At 57.5% G+C, this 25,795-nt stretch carries 27 protein-coding genes; 5 read left to right on the top strand and 22 right to left on the bottom strand.

Features of this window, described 5'->3' with window-relative positions; all coding sequences use genetic code 11:
• The 10 genes from NR795_RS01330 to NR795_RS01285 form a co-directional block, all read right to left on the bottom strand.
• Entirely contained in the window at positions 1-714 is a 714-nt protein-coding gene (locus tag NR795_RS01330; protein ID WP_186370512.1) for a C40 family peptidase, read from the bottom strand.
• The gene (gene lafU, locus NR795_RS01325) at positions 701-1,624 is read right to left on the bottom strand and encodes a putative lateral flagellar export/assembly protein LafU (protein ID WP_144813910.1); all 924 of its coding nucleotides are present in this window, start codon (positions 1,622-1,624) and stop codon (positions 701-703) included. Before lafU ends, NR795_RS01330 begins: the two co-directional genes overlap by 14 nt.
• Positions 1,624-2,490, bottom strand: coding sequence for a flagellar motor stator protein MotA (motA, locus tag NR795_RS01320; protein ID WP_144813913.1), 867 nt, complete (start codon positions 2,488-2,490; stop codon positions 1,624-1,626). The genes lafU and motA overlap by 1 nt, the downstream gene beginning before the upstream one ends.
• Positions 2,491-2,506: 16 nt before the next feature.
• The gene (locus NR795_RS01315) at positions 2,507-3,226 is read right to left on the bottom strand and encodes a FliA/WhiG family RNA polymerase sigma factor (protein ID WP_144813916.1); all 720 of its coding nucleotides are present in this window, start codon (positions 3,224-3,226) and stop codon (positions 2,507-2,509) included.
• A gap of 61 nt (positions 3,227-3,287) precedes the next feature.
• Positions 3,288-3,698 (bottom strand): flagellar basal body-associated protein FliL, encoded by a 411-nt coding sequence (gene fliL, locus NR795_RS01310; RefSeq protein ID WP_257756805.1) that lies wholly within the window; start codon positions 3,696-3,698, stop codon positions 3,288-3,290.
• Between the two features lie 7 nt (positions 3,699-3,705).
• Complete coding sequence (locus NR795_RS01305) at positions 3,706-4,725, bottom strand: flagellar hook-length control protein FliK (protein WP_257756803.1); 1,020 nt, start codon at positions 4,723-4,725, stop codon at positions 3,706-3,708.
• On the bottom strand, positions 4,722-5,024 hold the full coding sequence (locus tag NR795_RS01300; protein WP_257756802.1) for a flagellar protein FliT: 303 nt from the start codon (positions 5,022-5,024) through the stop codon (positions 4,722-4,724). Before NR795_RS01300 ends, NR795_RS01305 begins: the two co-directional genes overlap by 4 nt.
• Before the next feature lie 18 nt (positions 5,025-5,042).
• Positions 5,043-5,435 carry a flagellar export chaperone FliS gene (gene fliS / locus NR795_RS01295; protein WP_257756801.1) on the bottom strand — a complete coding sequence of 131 codons (393 nt, stop codon included), beginning with the start codon at positions 5,433-5,435 and terminating at the stop codon, positions 5,043-5,045.
• A gap of 29 nt (positions 5,436-5,464) precedes the next feature.
• On the bottom strand, positions 5,465-6,781 hold the full coding sequence (gene fliD / locus NR795_RS01290) for a flagellar filament capping protein FliD (protein WP_144813928.1): 1,317 nt from the start codon (positions 6,779-6,781) through the stop codon (positions 5,465-5,467).
• Positions 6,782-6,972: 191 nt separating this feature from the next.
• Positions 6,973-7,875: a flagellin gene (locus tag NR795_RS01285; protein WP_144813930.1), complete on the bottom strand. Its 903-nt coding sequence runs from the start codon at positions 7,873-7,875 to the stop codon at positions 6,973-6,975.
• Between the two features lie 193 nt (positions 7,876-8,068).
• On the opposite strand from NR795_RS01285, the gene NR795_RS01280 reads away from it, so the two are divergent.
• Entirely contained in the window at positions 8,069-9,187 is a 1,119-nt protein-coding gene (locus tag NR795_RS01280) for a YbdK family carboxylate-amine ligase (protein ID WP_257756800.1), read from the top strand.
• Between the two features lie 68 nt (positions 9,188-9,255).
• The gene (locus NR795_RS01275) at positions 9,256-9,513 is read left to right on the top strand and encodes a DUF1158 domain-containing protein (RefSeq protein ID WP_144813936.1); all 258 of its coding nucleotides are present in this window, start codon (positions 9,256-9,258) and stop codon (positions 9,511-9,513) included.
• Positions 9,514-9,539: 26 nt separating this feature from the next.
• Here the strand turns inward: NR795_RS01275 and NR795_RS01270 are convergent, their stop codons facing one another.
• Positions 9,540-9,884: a RamA family antibiotic efflux transcriptional regulator gene (locus NR795_RS01270; RefSeq protein ID WP_144813938.1), complete on the bottom strand. Its 345-nt coding sequence runs from the start codon at positions 9,882-9,884 to the stop codon at positions 9,540-9,542.
• A 175-nt stretch (positions 9,885-10,059) separates the two neighbouring features.
• Here NR795_RS01270 and NR795_RS01265 point away from each other — a divergent pair, with 175 nt between their 5' ends.
• Both NR795_RS01265 and nfsB read left to right on the top strand, forming a co-directional pair.
• Positions 10,060-10,647 carry a TetR/AcrR family transcriptional regulator gene (locus NR795_RS01265; RefSeq protein WP_257756799.1) on the top strand — a complete coding sequence of 196 codons (588 nt, stop codon included), beginning with the start codon at positions 10,060-10,062 and terminating at the stop codon, positions 10,645-10,647.
• A gap of 88 nt (positions 10,648-10,735) precedes the next feature.
• Complete coding sequence (nfsB, locus tag NR795_RS01260) at positions 10,736-11,389, top strand: oxygen-insensitive NAD(P)H nitroreductase (RefSeq protein WP_144813944.1); 654 nt, start codon at positions 10,736-10,738, stop codon at positions 11,387-11,389.
• A gap of 47 nt (positions 11,390-11,436) precedes the next feature.
• On the opposite strand, the gene NR795_RS01255 is transcribed toward nfsB, so the two are convergent.
• From NR795_RS01255 to NR795_RS01245, 3 genes are all read right to left on the bottom strand, one after another.
• On the bottom strand, positions 11,437-11,724 hold the full coding sequence (locus NR795_RS01255; protein ID WP_144813947.1) for a helix-turn-helix domain-containing protein: 288 nt from the start codon (positions 11,722-11,724) through the stop codon (positions 11,437-11,439).
• The gene (locus NR795_RS01250; protein WP_257758258.1) at positions 11,705-12,034 is read right to left on the bottom strand and encodes a type II toxin-antitoxin system RelE/ParE family toxin; all 330 of its coding nucleotides are present in this window, start codon (positions 12,032-12,034) and stop codon (positions 11,705-11,707) included. The genes NR795_RS01255 and NR795_RS01250 overlap by 20 nt, the downstream gene beginning before the upstream one ends.
• Positions 12,035-12,184: 150 nt before the next feature.
• Complete coding sequence (locus NR795_RS01245; RefSeq protein WP_186370519.1) at positions 12,185-13,018, bottom strand: helix-turn-helix transcriptional regulator; 834 nt, start codon at positions 13,016-13,018, stop codon at positions 12,185-12,187.
• Positions 13,019-13,166: 148 nt separating this feature from the next.
• On the opposite strand from NR795_RS01245, the gene NR795_RS01240 reads away from it, so the two are divergent.
• Complete coding sequence (locus NR795_RS01240; protein WP_257756798.1) at positions 13,167-14,594, top strand: MFS transporter; 1,428 nt, start codon at positions 13,167-13,169, stop codon at positions 14,592-14,594.
• Between the two features lie 2 nt (positions 14,595-14,596).
• Here NR795_RS01240 and NR795_RS01235 read toward each other — a convergent pair whose 3' ends face one another.
• From NR795_RS01235 to NR795_RS01200, 8 genes are all read right to left on the bottom strand, one after another.
• The gene (locus tag NR795_RS01235; RefSeq protein WP_144813957.1) at positions 14,597-15,577 is read right to left on the bottom strand and encodes a LacI family DNA-binding transcriptional regulator; all 981 of its coding nucleotides are present in this window, start codon (positions 15,575-15,577) and stop codon (positions 14,597-14,599) included.
• A gap of 89 nt (positions 15,578-15,666) precedes the next feature.
• Positions 15,667-16,818, bottom strand: coding sequence for a Gfo/Idh/MocA family protein (locus NR795_RS01230; protein ID WP_257756797.1), 1,152 nt, complete (start codon positions 16,816-16,818; stop codon positions 15,667-15,669).
• Positions 16,815-17,879, bottom strand: a complete 1,065-nt coding sequence (locus tag NR795_RS01225; protein WP_257756796.1) for a sugar phosphate isomerase/epimerase — start codon at positions 17,877-17,879, stop codon at positions 16,815-16,817. The genes NR795_RS01230 and NR795_RS01225 overlap by 4 nt, the downstream gene beginning before the upstream one ends.
• A gap of 14 nt (positions 17,880-17,893) precedes the next feature.
• Positions 17,894-19,135 (bottom strand): MFS transporter, encoded by a 1,242-nt coding sequence (locus NR795_RS01220; RefSeq protein WP_257756795.1) that lies wholly within the window; start codon positions 19,133-19,135, stop codon positions 17,894-17,896.
• 166 nt (positions 19,136-19,301) lie between these two features.
• Entirely contained in the window at positions 19,302-20,696 is a 1,395-nt protein-coding gene (pheP, locus tag NR795_RS01215; protein WP_144813969.1) for a phenylalanine transporter, read from the bottom strand.
• A gap of 108 nt (positions 20,697-20,804) precedes the next feature.
• Positions 20,805-23,012, bottom strand: a complete 2,208-nt coding sequence (locus NR795_RS01210; protein WP_257756793.1) for a TonB-dependent siderophore receptor — start codon at positions 23,010-23,012, stop codon at positions 20,805-20,807.
• A 57-nt stretch (positions 23,013-23,069) separates the two neighbouring features.
• Positions 23,070-24,161, bottom strand: a complete 1,092-nt coding sequence (locus NR795_RS01205) for a YncE family protein (protein WP_257756792.1) — start codon at positions 24,159-24,161, stop codon at positions 23,070-23,072.
• Between the two features lie 190 nt (positions 24,162-24,351).
• Positions 24,352-25,419, bottom strand: a complete 1,068-nt coding sequence (locus NR795_RS01200) for a DUF1176 domain-containing protein (protein WP_257756791.1) — start codon at positions 25,417-25,419, stop codon at positions 24,352-24,354.
• Between the last annotated feature and the right edge of the window lie 376 nt (positions 25,420-25,795).

The raw sequence follows: 25,795 nt of genomic DNA, 5'->3' as shown, positions 1-25,795 counted from the left end.
CTAACGCACGGTGCCGTTCAGCAGGATGCGCCTGCCGCCCATGTAGTGCGCCTGCCAGAACGCATCCGTCAGGCTACTGATGCGAATGTGTTTGCCGGTACGCGGCGATTCGATAAAGCGGCCATCACCGAGGTAGACGCCCATATGATCGGCCTTATCTCGGGTATGAACAGCAAAAAAGAGCAGATCGCCACGCCGGAGGCTGCCATCCGCTACCCTTCGCGCCTGGGGATAGTGGTACATCTCGTTGGCGGTTCGCGGCAGCTTTGCAGCCAGCAGCGGGTTAAAGGCATAATAGACCAGCCCGCTGCAGTCAAACCCCTCTTCCGGCGTTTCTCCTCCCCAGACATAGGGCTTGCCAAGCTGTGCCTGCAGGCGCTCTATTACCCTCTCGGTAACGGTGTGCAGCCAGTCATTAGCTAACCTGCCTGTTCCATCACGAAGGTGCGGTGTATCTCCCCGCCTGGGGAACGTAAACCACTCGGGATGGCGCTTCAGAGCGGCGCGGTTCTGCGCCCGCAGCGCGGCTTTCGCCGCATGGCTACCGCGGATCACGGGGGGGGAGGCAGGCTGTTTCGCCCTCGCCTTCGCCAGCAGAAGCCGGTTCTGCATCCGCTGCTGAGGGGTGGTTTTAGCCGCGGCATCCAGGGGAAACGCCGCGGCGAAGGCGGTAGCAATAAGCAGCTTTGTAAGCAGATGCTTAATCCGGACCATGCGTAGCCTGCTGAACAGGGTTCTGCTCCAGCCTGCTGGCCAGCGGCTTAACGACCTTCTCTCCCTGCGCGCCAAAGAACTGGTAGAGCGTGTCGGAAGCCGAGCGGGTCAAGATCATGATCTCAATACGCCGGTTGCCTGCCCCGTCAGGATTGTGGGCATCAAGCAGCATCCGATCGGCCATCGCGCTGACCTGCATCACCTTATCACCCGGCATTCCCGCCTGCTCCATCACCCGTCGGGCAGAGAGCGCGCGATCGCCAGAGAGGTTCCAGTTGTTATAGCCCGCTCCCCTGTAGCGCATGGCGTCGGTATGGCCCGTAATAATCAGCTTGTTATCCAGCGAGTTGAAAACCGGCGTTAGCTCGGTCAGCAGCGCCCGGAAGAATGGCGTAATGGTGGCGCTGCCGCGCTCAAACATGCTGCGCTTCTGGTTATCCTTGATTAAAATACGCAGCCCCTGGGGAACAATCTCCATCTCAAGATTACTCTCCATATGGGCCTTCAGGGCAATCTCATTGATGCTTTTAGCAAGCTCGCCCAGCTCCCGCGCCGATTTTTGTCTCATGCGCACTGCCGCGCTGCTGGCTTCATGCGTCTTTTTTAGCTCCGCCTGCGGGTGGCTCTCGGCCGGGGCGGCCAGCTTACGAGGAAGGTGGCTCAGAGGAGCCACCATCCCACCGCCGAAGAAGATAGACTGCCCATGCAGCGCGGCAACGATCTCCTTACGTTCAGACTGGCTGACGCTGTTGACGATCCACAGGGTCATAAACAGCGCCATCATAGCGAGGGTAAAGTCAGCGAAGGCTACCTTCCAGGCTCCGCCGTGATGCCCGGCGTGGCGCTTTTTGATCTGCCGACGGATAATGGTGGTCTTTTTACCCCGATCGCGCCGGTTAGGCATCGCCATTACTCCTCCTCCTCCAGCATGGCGTTCACCCAGGCATCAAGGTTGGCAAAGGTTGGCTTTGACGCCAGATGTAGCAGCTTGCGTCCCGCATCTACCGCCAGCAGTGTCGGCTTGCCCCCCGCCTGAGCCACCAGCACGGTGCGTACGCACTCCAGCAGCGAGTGCTCAGCCCGCGCCTGCTGCTCCATTGCATTCGCCAGCGGATCCATAAAGCAGTAACAAAAGAAAACGCCCAGGAAGGTGCCAACCAGCGCCGCCGCCACCTTCAGGCCGATCAGCGCAATCGAACCGTCAATAGACTGCATGGTAATAATGATACCCAGCACCGCCGCACAGATACCAAACCCTGGCATCGCTTCTGCCGTACGCTGCAGCGAGCGTGACGGGGTGAGCAGCTCCTCCTCAATAGTGTCCAGCTCCTGATCGAGGATCCCCTCCAGCTCGTGCGCGTCTATTTTTCCCATCGCCATCAGGCGAAAGTTATCGGCGATAAACATGACCAGCCGCTTCTGTTTTAATATCAGCGGGAATTTCTGGAATAGCGTGCTCTCCTCCGGCTGATCAATATGCTGGTCAAGCATACGTAACCCGCCGGTTTGGACCATTTCAAGCAGCTCATACAGGCACATTAAAAGCTGACGCTGGAATTCAGCACCGAGGTTTTTCTTGCCGATCACGCCCCTAAGTTGGTGAGCAATTTCACGCAACACGTGCAGTGGATTCGCGATTACCATTGACCCAATGCCAGCGCCGATAATGATCATAATCTCTGCTGGCTGCCAGATAGCCACCAGCTGACCGCCCTCGATAAAATAGCCGCCAAAAACGCAGCCTAATATAATTAACAATCCTAATATCTTTTGCATGAATATCCTGAAGCGGTTAGTGACCGGAAAAATAGGTGCGTAGCTTTTCCGCTATCTTTTTATTTAGCTGGCAAATTCTGGCTTCGGTTAACCCCAGCACCAGGGCAATCTCTTTTAAGTTCATATCCTGCTGATAATAGAGGTAGAGGATCTGCTGCTCTTTTGCCGACAGCGTCTTAAGCGCCCTGCTCAGCATATGCTGGTTAACAACCTGCTCCTCCAGCCCACGCCCCTGAAGCGGCAGCTCTCCGTGGCGATCGCTGAGCAACGCATCAAGGCTTTCGAGCGCGTCGGCCCCCTCCAGCGCAAGATAGTGCTGATACTCATCGGCGTTTACGCCGTCGGCTGCCAGTTCGGCAGGCGTCGGCTCACGCCCCAGCGCTTTACGCCGCTCCCGAATCAGATCCTTAATCCGGTAAAACTTCTGCCGGAGCGGGCGCGGACGCCAGTCAAGACTTCTCAGTGCGTCCAGTACCGCCCCCCGAATGCGCTGCACCGCGTAGCCGCCAAAACCGTCGTCGGGTTTGCCGTAGCGGCGCAGAGCCTCGAGCAGGCCGATCAGCGCAATCTGCTGCATATCCTCGCGCTCCATCACGCAGCTGCACTGTGGTGCGAGCTGCCTGACGACTTTGCGTACCAGCGGCAGATAAGCCTGCAGATAGTGGCTCTCCTGGGCAGGCGTCAACGGAGGCAGGGTCTGAAATGCTTGCCTCTCCCATGCGGCTGATTCCAGCATCACTGGAAAACCAGTTTATTAATTAAAATATCGCTATAGGGTTCCGGGACGGCCCTTTTTTTTACTCGCGATCTAGCGCCGCGCTTAGCAATAGTTTTATATCATTTACTTTTAGCGTACGTAGTTGCTCATATTGCATATCCGCCAGCGTTGCCAAAATAATGCTCTGATAAAGCGGCTCGTCGGCTTGGATCTTTTTTGATGCTGCCTCGCTTTCCGCCACCAGAGTTAGCGCCAGCAGCATATAGCGATCCTCTCCTGCGTCATCGCTGAGCGTAATTACCGACTCCTTCAAGGTGACGAAAAGCTCGGTTTTATGCTGTTTTTTCCTCTGTACCTCGCTCTTTGCTGCGGTGTTTTCGACGGCAGGGCCGTGCGTTTGCATATAATTAAAAATAAACCATGCAGCACCGCCGCCGACAGCAATAAAAAGCGCAATGCCACCGAGGCATGCGAAAACTATTTTTTTCATTTGATTATCACACTTTAATTAGGACATCTTCGCTTTTTTGCAGGCCGCTCCGATCGGCCTCGAGTTCGATAGCAGAAACGATCTGCGCAGGCGTTTGCCGGTTATCCTGCTGCCGCTGCCGCTGAGACTGCGACTGCGACTGCCCGTCAGGAGAGACCTGAACCTCTACCTGCACAAAGTTCTGCTGGCTAAGCTGGACCCGCAGCGCCTCACTGCTCTGCTGCAGGGTGCGGCAGACCTCCGCCTGGGATGCGCCGATGTGCACGGTCAACCTGCCCGCCTCCAGATGAATGGCGATCTCCAGCTTGCCCAGTGACGGCGGATCGAGGCGAATGGTTGAGATCTGCTGCTGCTGACCAATCTGAAACTGGATGTTCTCTTTTAGCATGTGGATGAGCGCTTCCCCCCACTGGGCGGCGCGGGTATCGAGGCTGATTACCCGCTCCGGCTGCATTCTCATCGGCGAGATGCGTGCCTCGTCGGCGATACGGTGGTGATTTACCTCCGGTGAAGCGGGTTCCGGCCTCTGCTGGGCAAGCCTCTCCTTCACCCTATGGCGTAGCACATCGGACCGGTGCAGCTGGGGAGCCTCTCTCTGCTCGTTTAACGAGGCGACCGGCGGTAGCTTTTCGGCGGCCAACTGCATCTGGCTTGCCAGCTGTTTCGGCGTCGTGGTTGCTATCTGCGCCGGCAGCACAGCCTGTATGCCCTGCTCCGGCACTGCCGCCAGCGCCATTTTCTCTGCCGCGATGGGGCGTTCAGGCGTTAAAAGCATGCCCATCAGCGCCTCCAGTGCCTGAGGAACCGCCTTATCCTGTTGACCAGGTTTCGTCAGCTTTAGCTTTACAGCAGTTGCAGGCTCTTTTGCGCCATCGACTACCGTTTGCAGGCGCTCCCGAAGCGCGCCCTGCACCACGTCCGGCAGCGTAAAGAGGGACGCCTGCGGGCTGTCTCCAGCCTGTGGCTGAACGGCGACCGGCGCTAGACGCTGGACCCGCGCACCGGTGATTAAGCTCAGAATATTCATGGCTGCTCCGATACGGTATTCATCAGCGAGTAGGCCAACACACCTTCACGCTGCTGGCGGTGTTTTTCCATCCGCGTTTGCAGCAGCGCTACCCGCTCGGTTCGCCGGGCGATGATGTCGCCGTAGGCCTGACGCAGCCGGGCCTTTAGCGCTTCCAGCTCATCCTGCGGGGGCTGGCTCTCACAGTAGGCATTGAACAGCGTCATCAGGCGAGTATGGAGAGCAGGCATCCTGCGCCAGCGCTGTTTATTCAGCGCCTCGTCCATGGCGCTCAACAGTTCATCGATCTGCTTATTCACGATTTGCGTCTTCCTCTGTTAACTCAGCTTCTTTGCCAGCCCCTGCCAGCCCTCATGCAGATTGGTCAAAATCAGCGCCACTTCGTCTATTTTTTGCGTATTGAGTTCGCTGCTGGCCTCATACAGGCGGTAGACGCAGTGGTCATAGAGCCGCGCCAGGTTGAGCACCAGCTCGCCGCCGCGCTCAAACTCCAGCGAGCTGGTCAAAGCGTTAAGAATGTCGATGCACTTGTTAATGCTTTTTGCTTTGCGATCGTAACGTCTGTGGGTGATATGGCTTTTGGCGCGCTCCAGCTCCTCAAGCAGGCCAGCGTAGAGCACCAGCACAAGATCCAGTGGTGAAGCCGAGGCCGTACGGGAAGCCAGATCGATCTCTTTATACTGGTCGTAGCCGTTATCAGAAGCGTACATTCAGTTAATCCTCTCTCTTTCCGGCTGGCTCAGATAAATGCCGCCATGCTGACCTGCATCGAGTTGATCGCTACCATCGTCGAGGTGTACTCCTCAAGGTAGCGATCGTAGGAGGCGTTATAGGTCTCTTTGAGCTGGTCAATCTTGCGGACTAGCTTGTCCTGCTCCTCTTCAACGGCATTCTGTCGCTGAACAATGATGCCGCTGTTATCATCAAGCCAGGTCTCCATTATGCTGTCGAGCTGAGCGGTCATGCTGTCGTCGCCGACGAACAGCGAGGTTAACCCTTCCGGGTTCTTGGCCATCGCCTCGCTAAACTGCTGGGAGTCGATCTGCAGATGCCCCTCTGCGTCAAGGGCGATGCCGTAGTCGAGCATGGAGACGCCGTTATAGCTGGCGTGGGTAATCCTCTGGATCTGACGCTCCAGGGAGGAGATGCCCGCATCGCCGGCAAAGGGGCCTGCCGCCTTGCCGTTACTGCCAAAAGAGGTTAATGAATCAAGCGTATCGACCAGCGTATTGCAGGCATCGACAAAGGTCTGCACCTTCTCCTCTGATGCCGAGGCGTCGTTTGCCACGGTAAAGGTGAGGGGGCCATCCTCCTCTGACGTTTCGGTGAAGGTAATGGAGACGCCGGGAATGAGATCGGTATAGGTATTAGATCCGCTGGTAATCTCGATGCCCTCTTCCGCTGAGCTGCCGAGATAGATAATGGCGTCCTGCGCCGCAGAGAGATCTCTTTGGGCGTTAAGATCGGCGGCAAAAGCCGAGCTGGGATCGATGCCGCTGGTGGAGACGGTAAAACCTGACGCTGCGCCAGTCGCATCGGCAGTCAACATCAAGGTTGTTGAATCACCCGTGTTGACCAGCGCGGCGGTGACGCCCGGATTCTCTTCCGAGTGGTTGATAGCACTGCATAGTTCGCTGACCGACACGCTGCCGTCGGCATTGCCGTCCGCCTGGGCGAGATCGATATCCATCTCATTGGTGCCCATTGTAATCGTAAAGGTGCCGCTGTTGGGGATATCGCCGCTGCCGATGGAAAAGGTGCTCTGCTGGGCGGTGGCGAGCTGCTGGACATAAAAGGTGTAGGTGCCTGCCTGCGCCATTGAGTTCGCCGTAATGGTGGCGGAATCATTGCTGGCCGAGGCCGAATTGACCACCGGACCGCTGGTGGTGCTGTTCAGCGCGTCTACTGCCGACTGAAACGAGGTCAGGGCGCTCTGCAGCGTTGAGAGCGCAGCGCTTTTGGTGTCCAGGGCAGTTTGCTGGCGCTCCAGCTGATTCGCCCGGGTAGAGATATCTATCAGGGCAAACTGTTTAGCTACTACTTGCGGGTTTATCATCGTCGCTCCGTTTATTTACGCATAGTCATAGCAATAATGATGCCAACTTTTATTTGTTTGAATTCAAAAGATTAAATGTAATGAAAGGAAATATCGCTTCCGTAGAGAGGAAAAAACTGTTCCCTGCCTGGCCATGCAGGTAAAACAGCCACACCGCTCGAAAGCGGTGTGGCTGAGTAAGAGGCTCTGGCTTACTGGAGCAGGCTAGAGACCATGCCGGACATGCTGTTAGACTGCTTGAGCATGCTGATACCGGTCTGCATTAGCACCTGCTGTTTCGACATATTTGAGGCTTCCGTGGCGTAATCGGTATCCATAACGTTGCCGATGGCCACTTCGGTGTTGTCCTGCATACTTTGCAGGTTGGTTGCCGTACTGCTCAGGCGGTTCATGGTGGCACCGAGGGTGGACTGAATGGTACCGACCTCTTTCATCACGCTCTGAATCGAATCAATGGCGGCATTTGCTGTATCCGCCGTCAACAGCTCGCTGCCGCTGGCTGCGGTACCGCCTGCGCCATCGGTACCATAGTCGCCGCTAAATGCCGCGCTCAGCGTACCCAGATCTGTTGCCAGCTGGGTGAGTTGAGTTGAGATATTGATGGTGATTTTATCGGTAGACTGGGAGCCGACCTGGTAGGTAACACCGGAGGTATTGGTGAACTGACCACTTTCAGACGGATTGAACAGGTTGGTGCCGCCGTTGGTGGTGTTCTGCAGCATGTCGGACATCTCCTGTCCCAGCTCGTCGAACTCCGACTGCATTGCCGCACGGTCATCATCGCTGTACGTTCCGTTCGCTGCCTGGGTAGCGAGTTCATCCATGCGCCCCAGAATATTATTCATCTCGTCAAACATTCCGTCCGCGGTCTGCAGCATCGCGGTGGCGTCGGCAATATTACGCTGGGCCATGGCCATGCCGCTGGCCTGGGTTTGCATGCGGTTGGCGATCTGTTTTCCTGCGGCATCGTCCGCCGAAGAGTTGATGCGGTCGCCGGTGGCCAGACGCTCCATTGATTTGCTCAGTGAGGCGTTGCTTTTGTTGATGGCGTTGACTGCTGCCATAGAGGCGGCGTTGGTATTAATAGATAACATCGTTCTGCTCCTTAAGTGAGTGGGTCTCAACTGAGATACAGAACTAAAGCGGCGCTGGGCTTAAAAAATTAAACGTGAAGTAAAAATTATTTTTGCCGGTGGGAAAGGCCCTCTTCGCCGTTGAGCTATTGCAGCTCGGTTGAGCATAAACTCGCTCTATACTTAGTAAAAACAGACAACAGCGAGTTTATCTATGCCTCTACCCGACTTTCATCGTTCTGACGCCTTTACCCTGGGGATTGAGCTGGAGCTGCAGGTGGTTAACCCGCCGGGATACGACCTTAGCCAGGACTCCTCCACGCTGATTGATGCCGTTAAGGCCGAAGTCAAAGGGGGTGAGGTGAAGCACGACATCACCGAAAGCATGCTGGAGATCGCCACCGGCGTCTGCGGGGATATCCACCAGGCCGCCGGGCAGTTCTCCGCCATGCAGCAGATCATCCTGCGGGCCGCCAGCAAACACCATCTGCAAATATGCGGCGGCGGCACGCACCCCTTCCAGACGTGGCAGCGTCAGGAAGTATGCGATGACGAACGCTACGCGCGTACGCTGGAGATATTTGGCTATCTGGTGCAGCAGGCGACGGTATTCGGCCAGCACGTTCACGTAGGCTGCCCAAGCGGGGACGATGCTATCTATCTCATGCACGGCCTGTCGCGCTTCGTGCCTCACTTTATCGCCCTCGGCGCGGCTTCGCCCTACATTCAGGGCACCGACACCCGCTTCGCCTCGTCACGGCTCAACATCTTCTCCGCGTTTCCGGATAACGGTCACGCTCCCTGGGTCAGCAACTGGTCGGAATTTGAGGGGCTGTTCCGCCGCCTCAGCTATACCAGCATGATCGACAGCATTAAGGATCTGCATTGGGATATTCGCCCCAGTCCGCACTTTGGCACGGTTGAGGTACGGGTGATGGATACCCCACTGACGCTTGGCCACGCGGTGAATATTGCCGGATTTATCCAGGCGATTTCCCACTGGCTGCTGACCGAGCGACCGTTCAAGATGCAGGAGCGCGACTATCTGCTCTACAGGTTCAACCGCTTCCAGGCCTGCCGCTACGGCTTTGCCGGAGTGTTGACCGACGTGCATACCGGCGAGCAGGTGACCATCGGTGAGGATATCCAGCGCCTGCTGGACAAAATTGCCCCCTATGCCGACAAGCTAAACGGCAGTAGCGCTCTGGAAGCAGTGGCGCAGTTTGTGCGGCGTGGCAAGAGCGAGGACCAGCTGATGCGTGATTTCGTGGCCGACGGCGGCTCGCTGATTGGGTTGGTGCAGAAGCATGCGGAGATCTGGGCGGCGCAATAGCGCCAGCCTGGTTGCGCCAGGGTAGTAAATGGCTGACAATATCGTTTTAACTGACGATTAACATCACCATGACGCACCCGCTTGAATCCCTGATGACGGCCGCCGGTATTTTACTGCTGGCCTTCCTCTCCTGTCTGCTGCTGCCCGTTCCTTCACCGGGTAGCGCCCTGACGCAGCAGCTCATCGCGACTTTCCACCTGGTGGATGCTGGCCAGCTCTATACCCTGCTGTTTTGCGCCTGGTTTCTGTTGCTCGGGACCATTGAGTACTACGTGCTGCGCTTTATCTGGCGGCGCTGGTTCTCGCTGAACCACTCGTCCCGTTAAGTTACGCAGGCCGGGTCAGCAGCGGCTTAATGCCGCGCCTGGCCGTGATTCTCTTTGCGGTAGGCTCCCGGCGGCTGGTTAAAGGTGCGGGTAAAAATGCGCGTGAAGGTCTGCTGGGAATCAAAACCATACTTAACGCAGATATCAAACACCTTCTGATCGGTATCACGCAGCTCCTGGGCCGCCAGCCGCAGCTTGCGCTCGCGGATATAGCGCCCCAGACTCTCGCCTTTGTATTGCATAAACAGCCGTTGCAGATGCCATTTTGAATAGCCCGCATGGCGCGCAATGTCATCAATGCGCAGCGGCTGGTGCAAATTGTCGTCGATCCAATCGACAATCGTATCGATAACCTGAGCGGAAATGTTCATACCGGGCTCCTCTCTGCGCTTTAATGCGCTGAAGCTTGATTATGAGTGAGTAAGCACTCATTATAGAAAGAGGGAGAAAGTCGTCAAGATGATTTTCGATCTTTGACACAGGCCGTTGCGGAGCGGCAGATCTCATGTTTCAATCAGGGTTTAACCGTGTGTGAGGTAAAGTGTAGTGGCTCGTCCGAAGAGTGAAGATAAAAAACAGGCGTTACTGGAAGCGGCAGCCGAGGCATTTGCCCAGTCAGGGATCACCGCTTCTACTGCCCTGATAGCCCGGAACGCGGGCGTCGCAGAAGGCACGCTGTTTCGCTACTTCGCCACCAAAGATGACCTGCTTAATGCGGTTTATCTTGCGCTGAAAACCGACCTCTGCCACGCCATGCTCGACGGCCTCGATCGCTCTCTCAGCGAAGCCAAGGCGCTAACCCGCTATATCTGGAACAGCTATATCGACTGGGGCATTCTGCATCCCGTTGGCCATCGGGCGATCCGTCAGCTGGCGGTGTCGGGCAAGATCACCTGCGCCACCCAGCAAAATGTGGATGAGCTCTTCCCGGATCTTCATACGCTTTGCCGTCGCTCGGTGCTGCCCATTTTTCTTACCGAGGCTTTCCACGCCTTTGGCGATGCCCTGTTCCTCTCTCTTGCCGAAACCACCATTGAGTTCGCCAGCCGCGAGCCCGAGAAGGCGGACGACTTCAAAGCCCACGGCTTCGAAGCGATGTGGCGCGCCCTGGCGGACAGCAGTAGCAGCAGCTAAAGCGCACGATTTTCACTTATTTTTTCTTCGCTGAATCTGTACGCTACAGCGCAGCCTAACTTATCCCAAAAAAATATCAGGAGCATTTATGGATATCGTTTCCATCGCCTTGCAGCGCTACTCAACCAAGGCTTTTGACGCCAGCAAAAAACTGACCGCCGATGAGGCGGAGAAGATCAAATCGCTGCTGCGCTATAGCCCGTCGAGCACCAACTCACAGCCGTGGCACTTTATCGTTGCCAGCACCGAAGAGGGCAAAGCGCGGGTAGCCAAATCCGCGGCGGGCGGCTACGTGTTCAACGAGCGTAAAATGCTGGATGCCTCTCACGTTGTGGTGTTCTGCGCAAAAACCGCCATGGACGACGCCTGGCTGGAGAAGGTTGTGGATCAGGAAGACGCCGACGGTCGCTTCGCCACGCCGGAAGCAAAAGCCGCTAACCATAAAGGCCGCACCTTCTTCGCCGACTTGCACCGCAAAGATCGCCAGGATGACCATGAGTGGATGGCGCGTCAAGTCTACCTCAACGTAGGTAACTTCCTGCTGGGCGTTGGCGCTATGGGCCTCGACGCGGTGCCGATCGAAGGGTTTGACGCTGACGTGCTGGATGCCGAATTTGGCCTGAAAGAGAAAGGCTTCACCAGCCTGGTGGTCGTTCCGGTAGGACACCATAGCGTGGAAGACTTCAACAAGGCGCTGCCGAAATCCCGCCTGCCAGAAGAGACCGTGGTTACTGAGATCTAATTCGATACCGGCTCGCTCCCCGGTTTTTTTCATCAGACCGGGGAGTTTCAGTACAGCAAAATCTGCGGATGTTTTACCCCGCAGGCCAGTGCATAACGCGTCAATGTATCCAGACTTGCCCGTGTAATATTGGTCTCCATTCTGGATACTGTCGGGGCGCTCACACCCATTCTTTGTGCAACCTGCGCGCGGGTAAGGCCAGCATGATGACGCCATTGCGCCAGCATTGTACGTAAACGCTCTTTACGCTCCTGAGCGTCAAACGCAGCCTGAACGTCAGGCTGAGCCAGCATTTCAGCTTTCAGCTCATCCCAGTCAATAATCTTCTTGCTCATTCTGCATCTCCTGTAGCCGCTTAAGCGCCAGGCGTATCTCCGCCGGGGGCGTCTTCTGTGTTTTCTTAATAAAAACACGTAGCAAAAAAATTGTCTGCTTCTGCTGGAAAACATATATGCCTCGGCTATGAACAGGCCCCACCGTGCGGATCTCAAAAAGACCATGAGCGAGAGGTTTACTATCAGGCTCTCGTAAAGCGGTGGGGTTATGCCGAAGCTTTTCTATTTTTCCGATCATTTTTGCCTGCACTGAGGCAGGCAATGCCAGTAGCTCAGCTCTGACGTCCGCATGGACACATACTCTGAACACCATTTTTCGTCCCTGAATATTAGCATATAAGGCAAATTGCCTTAAAGGCTAACCTGCCACTCACGCACTACCTTATGCGTTTTTGTGACAGCGTTCAGATCGGCGCGTTAAACATGGAAAGAGGCTCGAAAAATATTCTTCCCGGTTGGGTTACAGCCTTGCCAGCACCTGCTCGCCTGCCTCATCGATCGGTAAATAGACCAGCAGCCGCGAACCGTTACGCGGTGCGGAGTACCAGTACATCTGCTGAAGCTGGAATTCGCCCAAATCAGGGTGATGAAAGGTTTTAATCTGGTTTTCGACGCCGCGCACCTCATAGCGCTGATGCCAGAGCGCCTCAAACTCCTCCGAGGCGGCAAAAAAGCGCGCCAGCTTGTTCTCCCATGCCGCTTCCCCCCGATGCTCCGCCATCGCCGCGCGGAAATAGGAGACAAAGGTTGGCAGCACGTCCCGGTTTGCCAGGCGGCTACGCCAGCCCGGATGAGTCAGATAGAGATAGATACAGTTGCGATCGTCTTCCGGCAGCGTCGCAAAATCGACCCCCATTAGCCGACAAAAGGCGTCGTTCCACGCCACGATATCGAAATTAGGTTTCTGAATGCTGGCCGGCTGCGGCAGGAGGCTGTCCAGCATTCGTCGCGCGCCGGGGCTGATCCCTTCGCATGGCGTCAGATTGGCCGACTCCACCGGCGGCAGGCCCGCCAGCACGAAAAGATGCCGCGTCTCCAGCGGACTGCACTGCAGCGCATCGGCCACTGCCTGCATGACCACAGCCGACGGATTGACCTCCCTGCCCTGCTCAAGCCAGGTATACCAGGTCACGCCAACGTCCGCCAGCATCGCTACCTCCTCCCGACGCAGGCCCGGCGTGCGCCGCCGTCCGCTGCGCGGGAGCCCCAGCCGCTGCGGATCTAAGCTCTCCCGTCGCGCGCGTAGAAAAGCGCCCAGCTGTTTACGGCGATCGTCCTGGCGCGTCTGTGCCATGTCCAGCTCGCTGTGGCTTATCAGGCTCATCGTCTCTCCTGCCTCTCTTCAGCATGGTAGTGCCAGTACCAGTATAATCAGGAACTGGTACCCGTTTATTCAATCAGCGATGCTACGGCCATTCGCTGAATGACGCAATGGAGCTACCATGAAAACGTCTACTGTTTCACCCGGCCGCGCGGGACTTATCCTGCTGCTAACTGGCCAGATGCTGCCCCTGATCGACACCTCGATCACCAACGTCGCTCTCGACTCTATCACCGCATCGCTGCACGCCAGCGCCACCCAGCTGGAGCTTATTGTCGCCCTGTACGGCGTGGCCTTTGCCGTCTGTCTGGCGATGGGCAGCAAGCTGGGCGATAACTACGGTCGCCGCCGTCTGTTTATGTGGGGCGTGGCGGTATTTAGCTTCGCCTCTCTGCTGTGCGGCATGGCAAACTCGATTACTGCCCTGCTGGCGGCCCGCACGTTGCAGGGTGCGGGAGCGGCACTGATCGTTCCACAGATCCTCGCCACCCTGCACGTTACCCTGAAAGGTACCGCCCACGCGCGGGCTATCAGCCTCTACGGCGGGATCGGCGGTATCGCTTTTATCGTCGGGCAGATGTGCGGCGGCTGGCTGGTGTCGGCAGATATCGCCGGACTGGGCTGGCGTAACGCCTTTTTCATCAACGTGCCGATTGGCCTGCTGGTGCTGGCGTTGAGCCGTCGCTACGTGCCCGAGACCCGTCGAGATGAACACTCGCCCATCGACTGGCAGGGCACGTTTATCCTCGCCCTGATCCTCTGCTGTCTGCTGTTTCCCATGGCGCTGGGGCCAGAGCTGCACTGGCCGTGGTCGATGCAGCTGATGCTGCTGGCTACGCTGCCGCTGCTGGTGTGGATGCGGGCTAGCGCGCTGGGCAAGCAACGACGTGGCGAACACCCGCTACTGCCGCCGCGCCTCTTGCAGCTCGCCAGCATTCGCTTTGGCATGGTGATCGCCCTGCTGTTCTTTAGTGCATGGTCCGGGTTTATGTTCTGCATGGCGCTGACCATGCAGTCTGGCCTGGGAATGGCCCCCTGGCAGTCGGGGAACAGCTTTATTGCTCTCGGGGTGGCCTACTTCCTCTCGGCGATGTACGCCCCGAAGCTGATTGCGCGCCACAGCATGGGACGGATCCTGCTCTCTGGCCTGGCGGTACAGATCGGCGGCCTGCTGCTGCTGATGGAAACCTTCCACTACTACGGACAGGCAACCACGGCCCTGACGCTGGTGCCGTCCACTGCGCTGATTGGCTACGGCCAGGCACTGATCGTCAACTGCTTCTACCGGGTGGGAATGCGTGATATCACCGCTAACGATGCCGGGGCGGGCAGCGCCCTGCTCAGCACCCTGCAGCAGGCGACGCTGGGCCTTGGCCCGGCGGTATTTGGCTCGCTGCTGTTAGTGCTGGTGCGTCACCATCACGGCAGCTATCCCGAGGCCATTATGGGTTTTCTCGGCGTTGAGGCGATGATGATGCTGCTGCTGGCGGCGATTGCCGTTGGCCTGCGCCACCATCTGAACCGTAGTCCGGCCATCGCCACGTCATAACCTTAGGCACTGGCGCGTTCGATAAAGCGCCAGTCCATCATCACTCTTTCCGCCGGGGTATCGGGGTTGTCGATTTTGTTGAGCAGCAGCGCCACGGCCTTACGGCCAATCTGCAGGGAGGGTTGCGCCACGGTGCTGAGCTGGGGTGAGACCATCTCGGCCAGCGGCGTGCCGTCAAAGCCCACCACGGCGATATCATCTGGCATGGTCAGCCCTGCCTGGGCTATCGCCAGCAGCGCGCCAGCCGCCAGGGTATCCGAGACGGCAAACACCGCATCCGGGCGCTCATCGGCACGCAGCAGCGTCTCCATCGCCACTCTACCGGCATCAAAGCTCAGCTCGCTGGCGTACTCCACCGCCCTCCAGCCATGGCCGTTTTGCTCCAGCACGCTGTTATAGCCCTGCTCGCGCAGGCGGGCATATTTATAGCTGAGATCGTGGTTGATCAGGGCAATACGCTGGCAGCCACGGTTAATCAGGTGCTGGATCACGTACCGGGCGGCGTCAATATCGTTAATCCCGACGCAGGAGACGCTTCCCTCATCGGCATACTCGGCGCACTGCACCCAGGGTGCCTGACCAATCATGGTCGTTAGCTCCGGCAGCTTAGAGAAGGCATCCATAGTAATGATCCCATCGACGATTTTTCCTGACAGCAGAGTCAGCGCCGAGCGGGAGCGCGCCATGTCAGAGCCGGTATTGCACAGCAGAATACGGTAGCCGTTCTTCTCCGCCTCCTCTTCAATGCCCTTGACCACCTCGGCGCAGAACGGGTTGGCAATATTCGACACCAGCACAAGGATCATATAGCTCCGGGCAGTGCGGAGCTGGCGGGCCAGCAGGTTAGGCTGGTAGTTGCTCTCTTCAATGGCCGCCAGCACGCGCTCGCGGTTTTGCGGTTTCACAGAGCCGCTGTGGTTGATAACCCGGGAGACCGTCGCTACCGACACTCCTGCCAGGCGAGCGATTTTTTGAATTGACATAACGACGACACATCCTGCGATTAGCGCTTTAGATAGCAGGCTACCATAAAACCCTTGCCCGGCGAACCGGCAGTGTGCCGGGCTGCGGTTTAGCGGGCCACCCGCACCCAGCGCTGCTGCTGATGGCTTTTTATAATGGCATCAATGATAAACATCACGTCGGCCCCATCATAGAAAGAGGCAAACCGACAGGCGCTGGCCTCCGGCATCGCTCCCGCCCGCACCGCCTGGTAGAAGCTCGCCATCATGTTCTTAAAGGCGTCGGGCCAGCCCTCAATGTGCCCGCCGGGAAAGTGTGCGCTGCCAGCGACGTCGGGTGTCATCAGGCCCGGATCGTCGGTGAGGATCTCATTGGGGCGCTGACGATGGCCAATCCACAGCTGCTGGGGGATCTCCTGATCCCAACCCAGCGAGCAGGCGCTGCCGTTGACCTCAAAGCTGAGACGATTTTTGCGCCCCGCGCTGACCTGCGAAACGCTGAAGCAGCCTTTGCTGCCGTCGGCGAAGCGCACCAGCACCGATCCGCCGTCTTCGGTGGTGACCGGGCGATCCTCATACTGCGCCTCGTCTCCGCCAGCGCTGAAGGTCGCCCCGCCGTCCAGTCGCGCCTTGCGGGTCGGCCAGACGATCGCCAGATCGGCCATCACCTCGACAATGCTTTGCCCGGTGACAAACTGCAACGTATCGCACCAGTGCGAGCCGATATCGGCCACTGCCCGCGACGTGCCGCCCTGCGCGGCATCCACCCGCCAGTTGTAGTCCGTCTCCAGCAGCATCCAGTCCTGAAGGTAGCTGCCGTAGACCGAGAACAGCCGCCCGAGCCTGCCGTGGCGTTGCAGGCTGGCCGCCTGCTGAACCATGGCAAACTGGCGATAGACAAAGCTGACCCCGTGCACCACGCCCGCCTGCTCCGCCAGCGCCACCAGCTCCCTGGCCTCTTCCGGGGTCATACAGAGCGGCTTCTCTGAGAAAACGTGCTTACCGGCGCGTAAAATCCGGCGGTTAATGTCGGCATGAAGATGGTTAGGGGTACAGTTATGCACCACATCAATACCGGGATGGGCGAGCATGGCGTCAATGTCGCCAAAGGCAAAGGGCACGTTGAGCGCGGCGGCCTTCTGCTGCGCCGACGCCAGGGAGCGATCGCAGAGGGCCACTACCTGTACATCCCCCAGACGACGCAGAGCTTCAATATGTGCCGGACCAATAAACCCGCTGCCAACAATGCCTACGCCGATCATAACGTATCTCCTAATCCCAGCATGGCCCGCACGCTGGCCCGGTCGCTGCTGCCCGCCGCGAAATCATCAAACGCCCGGTCCGCCACCGGAATAATGTGGCGGCGGATAAATTCGCAGCCCTCCCGCGCTCCGGCGTCGCCCTGTTTCAGACAGCACTCCCACTCCAGCACTGCCCAGCCGTCGTAGCCGTATTGCGTCAGTTTGCTAAAGATTGCGCCGAAGTCTATCTGCCCGTCCCCCGGCGAGCGGAAGCGCCCGGCGCGATTGACCCACGGCTGATAGCCGCCGTAGACGCCGCTGCGCCCGTTGAGACGAAACTCCGCATCCTTAACGTGGAAGGCTTTGATGCGCGAATGGTAGATGTCAATAAAGGCCAGGTAGTCTATCTGCTGCAGCAGCAGATGGCTGGGATCGTAGAGCATATTGCAGCGCGGATGGTTATCTACGGCGGCCAGGAAGCGCTCGAAGGTGACCCCGTCGTGGAGATCTTCACCCGGATGGATCTCAAAGCAGAGATCGACCCCGTAACGATCGAAACGATCCAGAATGGGCCGCCAGCGGCGAGCCAGCTCGGCAAAGGCCTCATCAAGCAGCAGGGCATTATGCGGCGGCCACGGGTAGAACCAGGGCCATGCCAGCGCCCCGGAGAAGGTGGCGTGGGCGCGCAGGCCGAGCCTTAGTGAGGCCACCGCGGCCTGGGTCACTTTCTCCACCGCCCACGCCTGCCGCGCGATGGGATTGCCCCGCAGATGCTCGGGCGCAAAGTTATCGAAGGCGGCGTCGTAGGCCGGATGCACGGCCACCAGCTGGCCCTCCAGGTGCGTTGAAAGTTCGCTGATGACCAGCCCGTAGGATGCCAGCGTGCCCGCGATCTCATCGCAGTAGGTCTGGCTCAGCGCGGCCAGCTCCAGATCGAAAATATGCCGATGGTTACAGGGAATTTGCAGCGCCTTGTAGCCCAGCCGCGCTGCCCACTCCGCCAATCCCTCCAGGGTATTAAAGGGTGCCTCTTCTCCGATAAACTGCGACAGAAAAATCCCCGGTCCCTGAACTGTTTTCATACTACCCTCCGCAATTAAGCCCGCTTTGTGTCGTCATATTTGAATGTAAAAAGGAAAACCAGTGCGATAACGGCAGCGGCAACGGCCGGGATCCACCAGAAGGTGACCCACGCCTGGGGTACAGCCTGCCCGGCGACCAGCCGGTTATAGAGCGCACCGGAGATCTGCGAGCCAAGCAGCATCCCGATGCCGTAGGTGAACATGACGATCATACTTTGCGCCTGGCCTTTCACTTTTTCCCCGGCCACGCGATCGGTATAGATAAAGCCTACGACAAAGAAGAAGTCATAGCAGACCCCGTGCAGCAAAATACCGAGGTAGAGCAGGAACCGCGTCTCCTCGCTTACGCCGAGGGCGAAAAAGGCGTAGCGCACAAACCAGGCACACATGCCGATGAGCAGCATGTACTTCACGCCGAGGCGGCGGAACAGCAGCGGGATCACTAGCATAAAGACGATCTCAGACATCTGGCCGAAGGACATCGCGGTGCTGACGTCCCCTACCCCGGCGTCCGCCAGGTACGAAGCGGTGTAGGCGTAGTAGGTGCCGAGCGGTACGGAGATGAGCATGGCGCAGAGCGAGAAGACAAAGAAGTGGCGCGTTTTTAACAGGGCAAAGGCATCGGCGCAGAAGAGATCGCGCACCGCCACCGGCTGCCCTTTGGCGGGCGCAGGGGTATGCGGCAGCGTCAGGCTATAGAGCGCCAGCAGCACCGAGCAGGCCGCCGCTACCATGAAGATATTGACGCTCGCCGCAATGCCGGTGACGCCGATAAACACCCCTGCCACGATCCAGCCGATGGTGCCAAACACACGCACCACCGGGAAGGTTTTATCGACGTTTGCCAGACTATGGAAGGCGATATTGTTGGTTAGCGCCAGAGTTGGCATGTAGCAGAGCGTATAGCCAAACAGCAGGCCAATCAGCAGCGCACCGTTCTGGGCGATTAGCGCCTGTGGGACAAACCAGAGAATGGCCGCCCCGGCGAGGTGCATCACCGCCATCACCTTCTGCGAGGCGAAGAAGCGATCCACCAGCATTCCCAGCACGAAAGGCGAGAGAATCGAGGCGATCGGCCCGGCTGAAAAGGCGTCGCCAATCAGCAGAGCCATATTGTGCTGGGTCATGACGAGGCCCAGCGTGACGGACCAGCTTCCCCAGATAAAGAACTGGAGGAACATCATCAGGGACAATCTTGGCACAAGCAGGCGATGCTGCACCTGCCCTTTTCCGCTACTTTCGGTTGTTGACACCATTTTATCGCCTCACCTGTCAAAAGTAATCGATTACAAAATGCGAACAATAAAAAAGTAATCGATTACAAAATGGTTTGCCTGCGGGTTAGATGAGATCTGGGAGAAGGGTCACGATAAATAGTACACAGGAGGTAGCCCGGCAAGCAGCGCGCCGCCGGGCAAAGCGTTAGCGAGCCTTGCGGCGCAGCAGTTTGAAGGCGATAAACAGGAAAACGATCCACACCGGCAGCAGGATGGCGGACATCCGCATGCTGTCGATGGTGCACATCAGCCCCAGAATCAGCACTAAAAAGGCGATGCAGATATAGTTGCCTGCCGGATAGAGCAGCGCTTTAAACTGCGTCACCCGCCCCTGACGGCGCATCGCCGCGCGGAACTTGAGGTGCGCGAGGCAGATCATGATCCAGTTCAGCAGCAGCGTGGCCACCACCAGGGCCATCAGCAGGCCAAAGGCCTCTTTCGGCAGCAGGTAGTTGATGACGATCACCAGCGAGGTGATAGCCGCAGAGAGAAACAGCGAGTTAACCGGCACGCCGCGGGCGTTAACCCGGGTTAAAAACGCCGGGGCATTGCCCTGCACCGACAGGCCAAACAGCATTCGGCTGTTGGAGTAGACGCCGCTGTTAAACACCGAGAGCGAGGCCACCAGAATGATAAAGTTCAGCGCCGAGGCAACGATGTTGCTGTCCAGCTCGTGGAAAATCATCACAAATGGGCTGCTGTCAGCCTTTACATTTACCCACGGGTAGAGCGCCAGCAGCACCACCAGCGAGCCGATGTAGAACAGCAAGATGCGGTAGACCACCTGATTGACCGCTTTCGGGATGGTCTTCTGCGGATCGCGCGCCTCGGCGGCGGTAATGCCGATCAGCTCCAGACCGCCGAAAGAGAACATGATCACCGCCAGGGACATAATCAGTCCGTGCCAGCCGGTGGCAAGGAAGCCGCCGTGCTGCCAGAGGTTATCGACGCTGGCGTGTTCACCACCGTGGCCGGAAAAAAGCAGCCAGAGGCCAAAGCCGATCATCGCGATAATCGCCAGCACCTTGATCAGGGCAAACCAGAACTCCATCTCACCGTAGAGACGGACGTTAACCAGGTTGGCGGCGTTGATGATGATGAAGAACGCGGCGGCCCAGATCCACGTCGGCACGTCCGGCAGCCAGTACTGCATATAGATACCGGCAGCGGTCAGCTCGGCCATGCCAACCAGCACAAACATTACCCAGTAGTTCCAGCCGGAGAGGAAGCCCGCGAAGGGACCCCAGTATTTCCAGGCAAAGTGAGAGAACGAACCGGAGACCGGCTCCTCGACCACCATCTCGCCCAGCTGGCGCATAATCAGAAAGGCAATAATCCCGGCGATGCCGTAGCCCAGCAGCACCGCTGGCCCAGCCATTTGAATTGCCGGCCCGATGCCCAGAAACAGCCCGGTGCCGATAGCGCCGCCCAGCGCGATAAGTTGAATATGACGGTTTTGCAAACCCCGTTGCAGCGTCGGCCCAGTCCCCGACGCGCCATCTGCCTGTTGCTGGCCAGATGCGATTGACGCGTTTTTCACGCCCTACCCCTGTATCTTTTTAAGAAAGGGGCATCTTTTAACACTTAGCGTTACCGGTAGCAAGCGAACGAAAAGGCTGGCGTTGCCGCCAGCCCGCCCGTCTCTGACCTAGAAGTCGTAGCTCATGGAGACCTTCAGGGTACGCGGATCGCCCCGGAAGATGTAGGTGCCGAGATCCTCAACGCCGGACCAGTACTTCTCATTGGTCACGTTATCCACGCCCACGCGCCACACCATCTCGTTAGCATCCTGGTTCAGCTGCATCCGGTAACGAACGCCCAGATCCAGCGTGGTGTAGTCATCCAGCTTTTTGGTATTGGCGGCGTTGGCATACTGTGAGCCAGAGTGGTTCACGCGCGCCGTGGCCGTCAGGCCCTCTACCGGCTTGATATCGTACTCGGCGCCAAACACCATAAAGACGCCAGGAACACCGATAGCATCCTTGCCGTCGTTGATACCGTTCTGCGTTTTGGTCATCTCGGCATCGACCCAGGTGGCGCTGCCGTTAAGGCGCAGGCCGAGCACCGGCTCACCAAAGACATTCAGCTCTACGCCGCGGTTGCGCTGCTCGCCGTCAAGCTTGTAGGGGCCGCCCACACCGTACTGAATGGCAGACGGCTTTTTGATCTCAAACAGCGCCAGGGTGCCGCCGATGCGACCGTAGTCGATCTTGACCCCCACCTCATTCTGCTTCGAGTGGGCAATGCCTGTGCTCTGGCCAAAGTTAGAGGCATCTCTCGGGGCTACGCTGCCCGGCTGTAACGCTTCGGTATGGTTAGCGTAGAGCGACAGCGCTTCCCACGGCTTATAGACCACGCCGTAGGTTGGCATCCAGCGGCTCTCTTCATAGCGCGAGCCGCTATCCTCCGCCCCGGTGGCATTGTTGTAGTTGCGCACCACCACCTTCTGGTTGCGGGCACCGACCGTGAAGAGCAGGCTGTCATCCAGTACGCCCAGGGTATCGCTCAGCAGCCAGCCCTGGGTACGGCTCCGGCTGGTGGTGCGCGGATCGCCATAGTTACCGCCAAAGCTGCTATTGGCTGGCATCGCTACATCGCTGGGATGGTAGATGTTGACGATCGGGTTGGCGGCAGCGGAGGACATCCGCCACGCGGTTCTGTCGCGCTTGATTAGCGCCGAGTAGCCGACGTTGATTTTATGCGAGACAAAGCCGGTATCGACGTCGCCGCGCAGACCCAGCATGCCGCTGTTGGCATCAATATAGCGGTTGGTATCCAGACGGCTCGCCGTGGCGTCGCCGCTGGCGTTGATCAGCTTCGGCGTGCTGTAGGTGCCAATTTCATGGGCCTGCTGCGCCCCCGTGGCGGCATAGGCAGTCCAGGCGTCGGTCAGGTCATACTCGGCGCGGGCCACACCAAACTGGTTGTCGATGTCGCTGTAGTTCCACTTCTGGCTGTAGTTCTTGCTGGGATCCGGCACGTCGGGAATGAAATTGACGCCGGTAATATTGACGCCCATGCCGCTGCCGTGGAAGGTCTTTTTCTGGTAGCCCGCATCCAGCGAGGTACGCAGACGATCGCCCCGATAGTCGAGGCCAATCGAGGCCAGCGTGGTGCGGCGACGGTCGTGATCCAGCGGCGCTTCGCCCTCGCGATGCAGCAGGTTAATACGGGTGCCAAACTGGTTGTTATCTCCGAAGCGACGCCCCAGATCCAGCGAGCCGCCGACCATCGCCTGGCTGGTGTAGTCGACGCCGACGCGGGTGATTGGCGTATCTTCCGCATGCTTAGGCTCAAGGTTGATCATCCCGCCCACGCCGCTGCCCGCTGCGCCGTTCAGCAGACCGTTGGCCCCTTTAAAGATCTCGACGCGCTCGATCATCTGGGTATCCACCACCTGACGTGGCACCACGCCCGGCAGGCCGCTCATGGTCATGTCGTCACCGTCGAGCTTAAAGCCACGAATGCGATAGGTTTCAGCCGAGTTGCCGTAGCCCTGCACCGGCTGGACGCCTGCGTCGTTGCGCACCACGTCGGCAATGGTTTTGGCCTGCAGATCCTGTACCGCTTTTGCGGTGTAGCCGATGACGTTAAAGGGAACGTCCATCGCCTTCTGCTCGCCGAGCATCCCCAGACGACCGCCGTGGGCGACCTGACCGTCCAGATAGGCCGGAACCGGCACATCGCCGCCGGGGGTAAACTCGCTGGCCGGCGTCGCCTGCACCACTAAGGTCTCTTCCTGATTGGGTTTACTGGTGTCAGCGGCTGCTGCCTGCGCCGAATGGGCTACCGCGCCGATAGCCAGCGCAAGTAAGGACTTGCGCAATGTGAGAGCGTTAGTTTTTATGTTTCGCATCATTAACTCATACAAGAGCGTGGGTTAAAAAAATGGCCCGTTGCCGGGCCGATTGCACTACTGATTCAGCGCGATACGCACAACGCTGTCCGGACCATTGGTCGAGTGATCTTTATTGAAGGTCTGTTTAACGGTGGCATAGAGCGTCTGACCGTCGGCGGAGACCAGCAGGCTGTTCGGATTCGGCGGCAGATCCCACGACTGCTTCACTGCATAGGTGGTGCCGTCGAGGCTCAGGAGCTTGCCGGACTCACGCTGGCTGATGTAAATCTCATTGCGTTTCGGGTTGAACTTCACCGCCAGAGAGTCACCTACGTCGAGCTGCTTAATTACCTTGCCGGTGTGGATATCCAGCACCAGGGTGGTTTTTGCCTTTGAGTTATCGGTCACGAACAGGCGGCCAGTGGCGCTGTCTTCCGCGAAGTTAAGCAGCAGGGCCTCTTTTTCCCCCAGCGGCTTCCAGCGTTTTTCCACGCGGTTGTTGCGCGGGTTGATCACCAGGATTTCACCGCCGCCGTTAGCAGCATAAATACGCTGGGTTTGCTCAGAATAGTGCAGGCCGGTCATCCATTTACCGGTGTTTTTGATGCGGGTTTTCAGCTTCATGGTCTTCGCATCTACGATCCAGATCAGGGCCGGATCGGCTACCGCGCCGATGTAGAGCAGACCGTTATACAGCAGCACCTGACGCGCGCCGTACGGGAAGCCCTCTTTGTTACGCTCCGGGAAGATCGCCCGCGCCAGCACTTTGCCATCGGCGGTGCTGATGGCGCTGATGCCCGCATCCAGCGAATTGGTGACGTAAAGGGTTTTACCGTCCGGGGCGATATCCATGCCGAAGTTTTTCAGATCCGTATGGGTCGATCCGATCGTTTTTAAGGTTTTAGGATCGAGCTTGTAGACTACCCCGCCCTGCACGTCTTTGAACCCTTCTGCGCTGGCTACGTACAGCGCATCGCCCGTTGGACTTAATGCCAGCTCATACACCCCCTCCGCCAGATCGCGCTTCACGACGTTACTCTGCTGAGCAGCCGCTGCCTGCGGTTTTTGCGCCTCGGCGGCGGGTTTTGCATTGGCGGATGGGGTGGTATTGCAGCCGCTCAACGCCATTGCCAGGCAGAGGGCCAGGGCAGAGGTTTTCATTTTCATCAGGAGCATCCTTAACCGTTCAAAGTCATTCATCAGGAAGGTCGCGCGCAAGCCAACGGGCTTATCTAAACGCTAAAGAGAATGAGAACTATACTCATTATAAGTATGCAATCAAGAATAATTACCTTGAAAAAGCGATAACGCGCCAGCGCGACGCGCTGGCAGGCAGAAGTGAACTGAAGGGAGGCTTTTACTGTTTGGTCAAAAGAAGTGGCATTCGGCAGGGGGCGAAATCGGTATAGCCTGCACAATGGCCCCGATAGTCCTCGAAGGCATCGACAAACTGGCTACCGTTCCATAAAAATTGACTCTTTGTCTCACTCACGCCAGTGGAGTTACCCAGGAAGACGCCCTCTATCATTCCATCGTGATAGATGTCGTTGCTGTTATCTATCCACTGGATGATTTTTTTCAGGTCCGGTGAGACGATATACCAGAGGTTTCCCGCGTTATAGGCCCCTTTCCAGCAGGATGCGTAGATCAAGGTATGGTCTGCATCCAGCTTTGCTGCGAACCACTCTTCCTGCTCGAGATCCTCCGAACAGTCGCTCCCCTTCCCTTTCAATATGGCTGGAAGCAACTGTTTTTTGAAGGTGTTCAGCTGATTCGGGCTGAGTTTATGCCCTTCGCTATCAAGGACAGGCATCTTTTTGAGTACCGGTACGGCTTTGGGCAGAGGAACCTTGCTTTCATCCCGCTCGCCTTTACTGAGTATTGCCCCCTGCGTGCCGACTCGCCCCTGAAATTCATCCATTTTCAAAAGAACAGCGTTTGAACCCGCAGATGAAAACGCATACGTGCTAACGCTGTCCCTGAAGGTAATCTTTCCTTTGTTGGATAACGCCGCCATAAAGGCACCGTATTGGCTTTCGTTCATCTTCCAGCTAACGTCATCACCTTTTTCGAGGGGGCCGAGAGACGTTTTATCGATGATAATTTCTGGCGCTGGCTTCTGTTGAGCATTCCTCGAGGGGTCGTTGTTGGTTAACAGAACCCAGTTTTCCACTTTTGTCGCCGGGCCAGCCTGGCGGCTGAGCATCACCATGGCGACGTTTTCATTACTCATTACGTTTTCGGTGTAACCTGCAGCCCGGCAGCTCAACGTATTGTCACAGCCCAGCTCCCAATCACCATGAGAGAAAAAGACGTTTTCCTGGCTGCTTTTTGCTATCGACTGAGTAGACAGCAGTGCGGATATAGCGAACGTCAAAAAAACAGATACACGCTTCATGCTGTTTAAAATCTCATCCTGCTTCATTTCACATCCTTTCATTAAAACGGCGAGGCGGTAAGGTAAACAGCACCAGAGTATATAGAGCCCCGCACCCTATAGGTAGCGACCCTATTAAAGATGGGGTTGCAACTTCAGATGATAAAGATTATCTTTCTCATCACTGAATAGTTGAGTAAATAACTCAGGTATTTAGTACGACATTGCTCACATTGCTTCCAGTATTTACTGCCCGCCCTGCGCGGGCTTTTTTTTTGCCTGCGTACGGGCGTGAGTTATGGCTACAGTTTGCCTTTAAGCTCGATAAAATAGCGTTGTAACCTCAAGCAAGTGATTGAAATAAAAGCGTCATATTACGGACTTACTCTAGGATAAATCTTACTTGCTGGAACAACGTCGGTCA

The sequence above is a fragment of the Pseudescherichia sp. L3 genome, assembly GCF_024656065.1.
GTDB lineage: Bacteria > Pseudomonadota > Gammaproteobacteria > Enterobacterales > Enterobacteriaceae > Pseudescherichia.
Note: the sequence above shows the minus strand (reverse complement) of the source record. Positions and strands in the feature narration are given on the sequence as shown.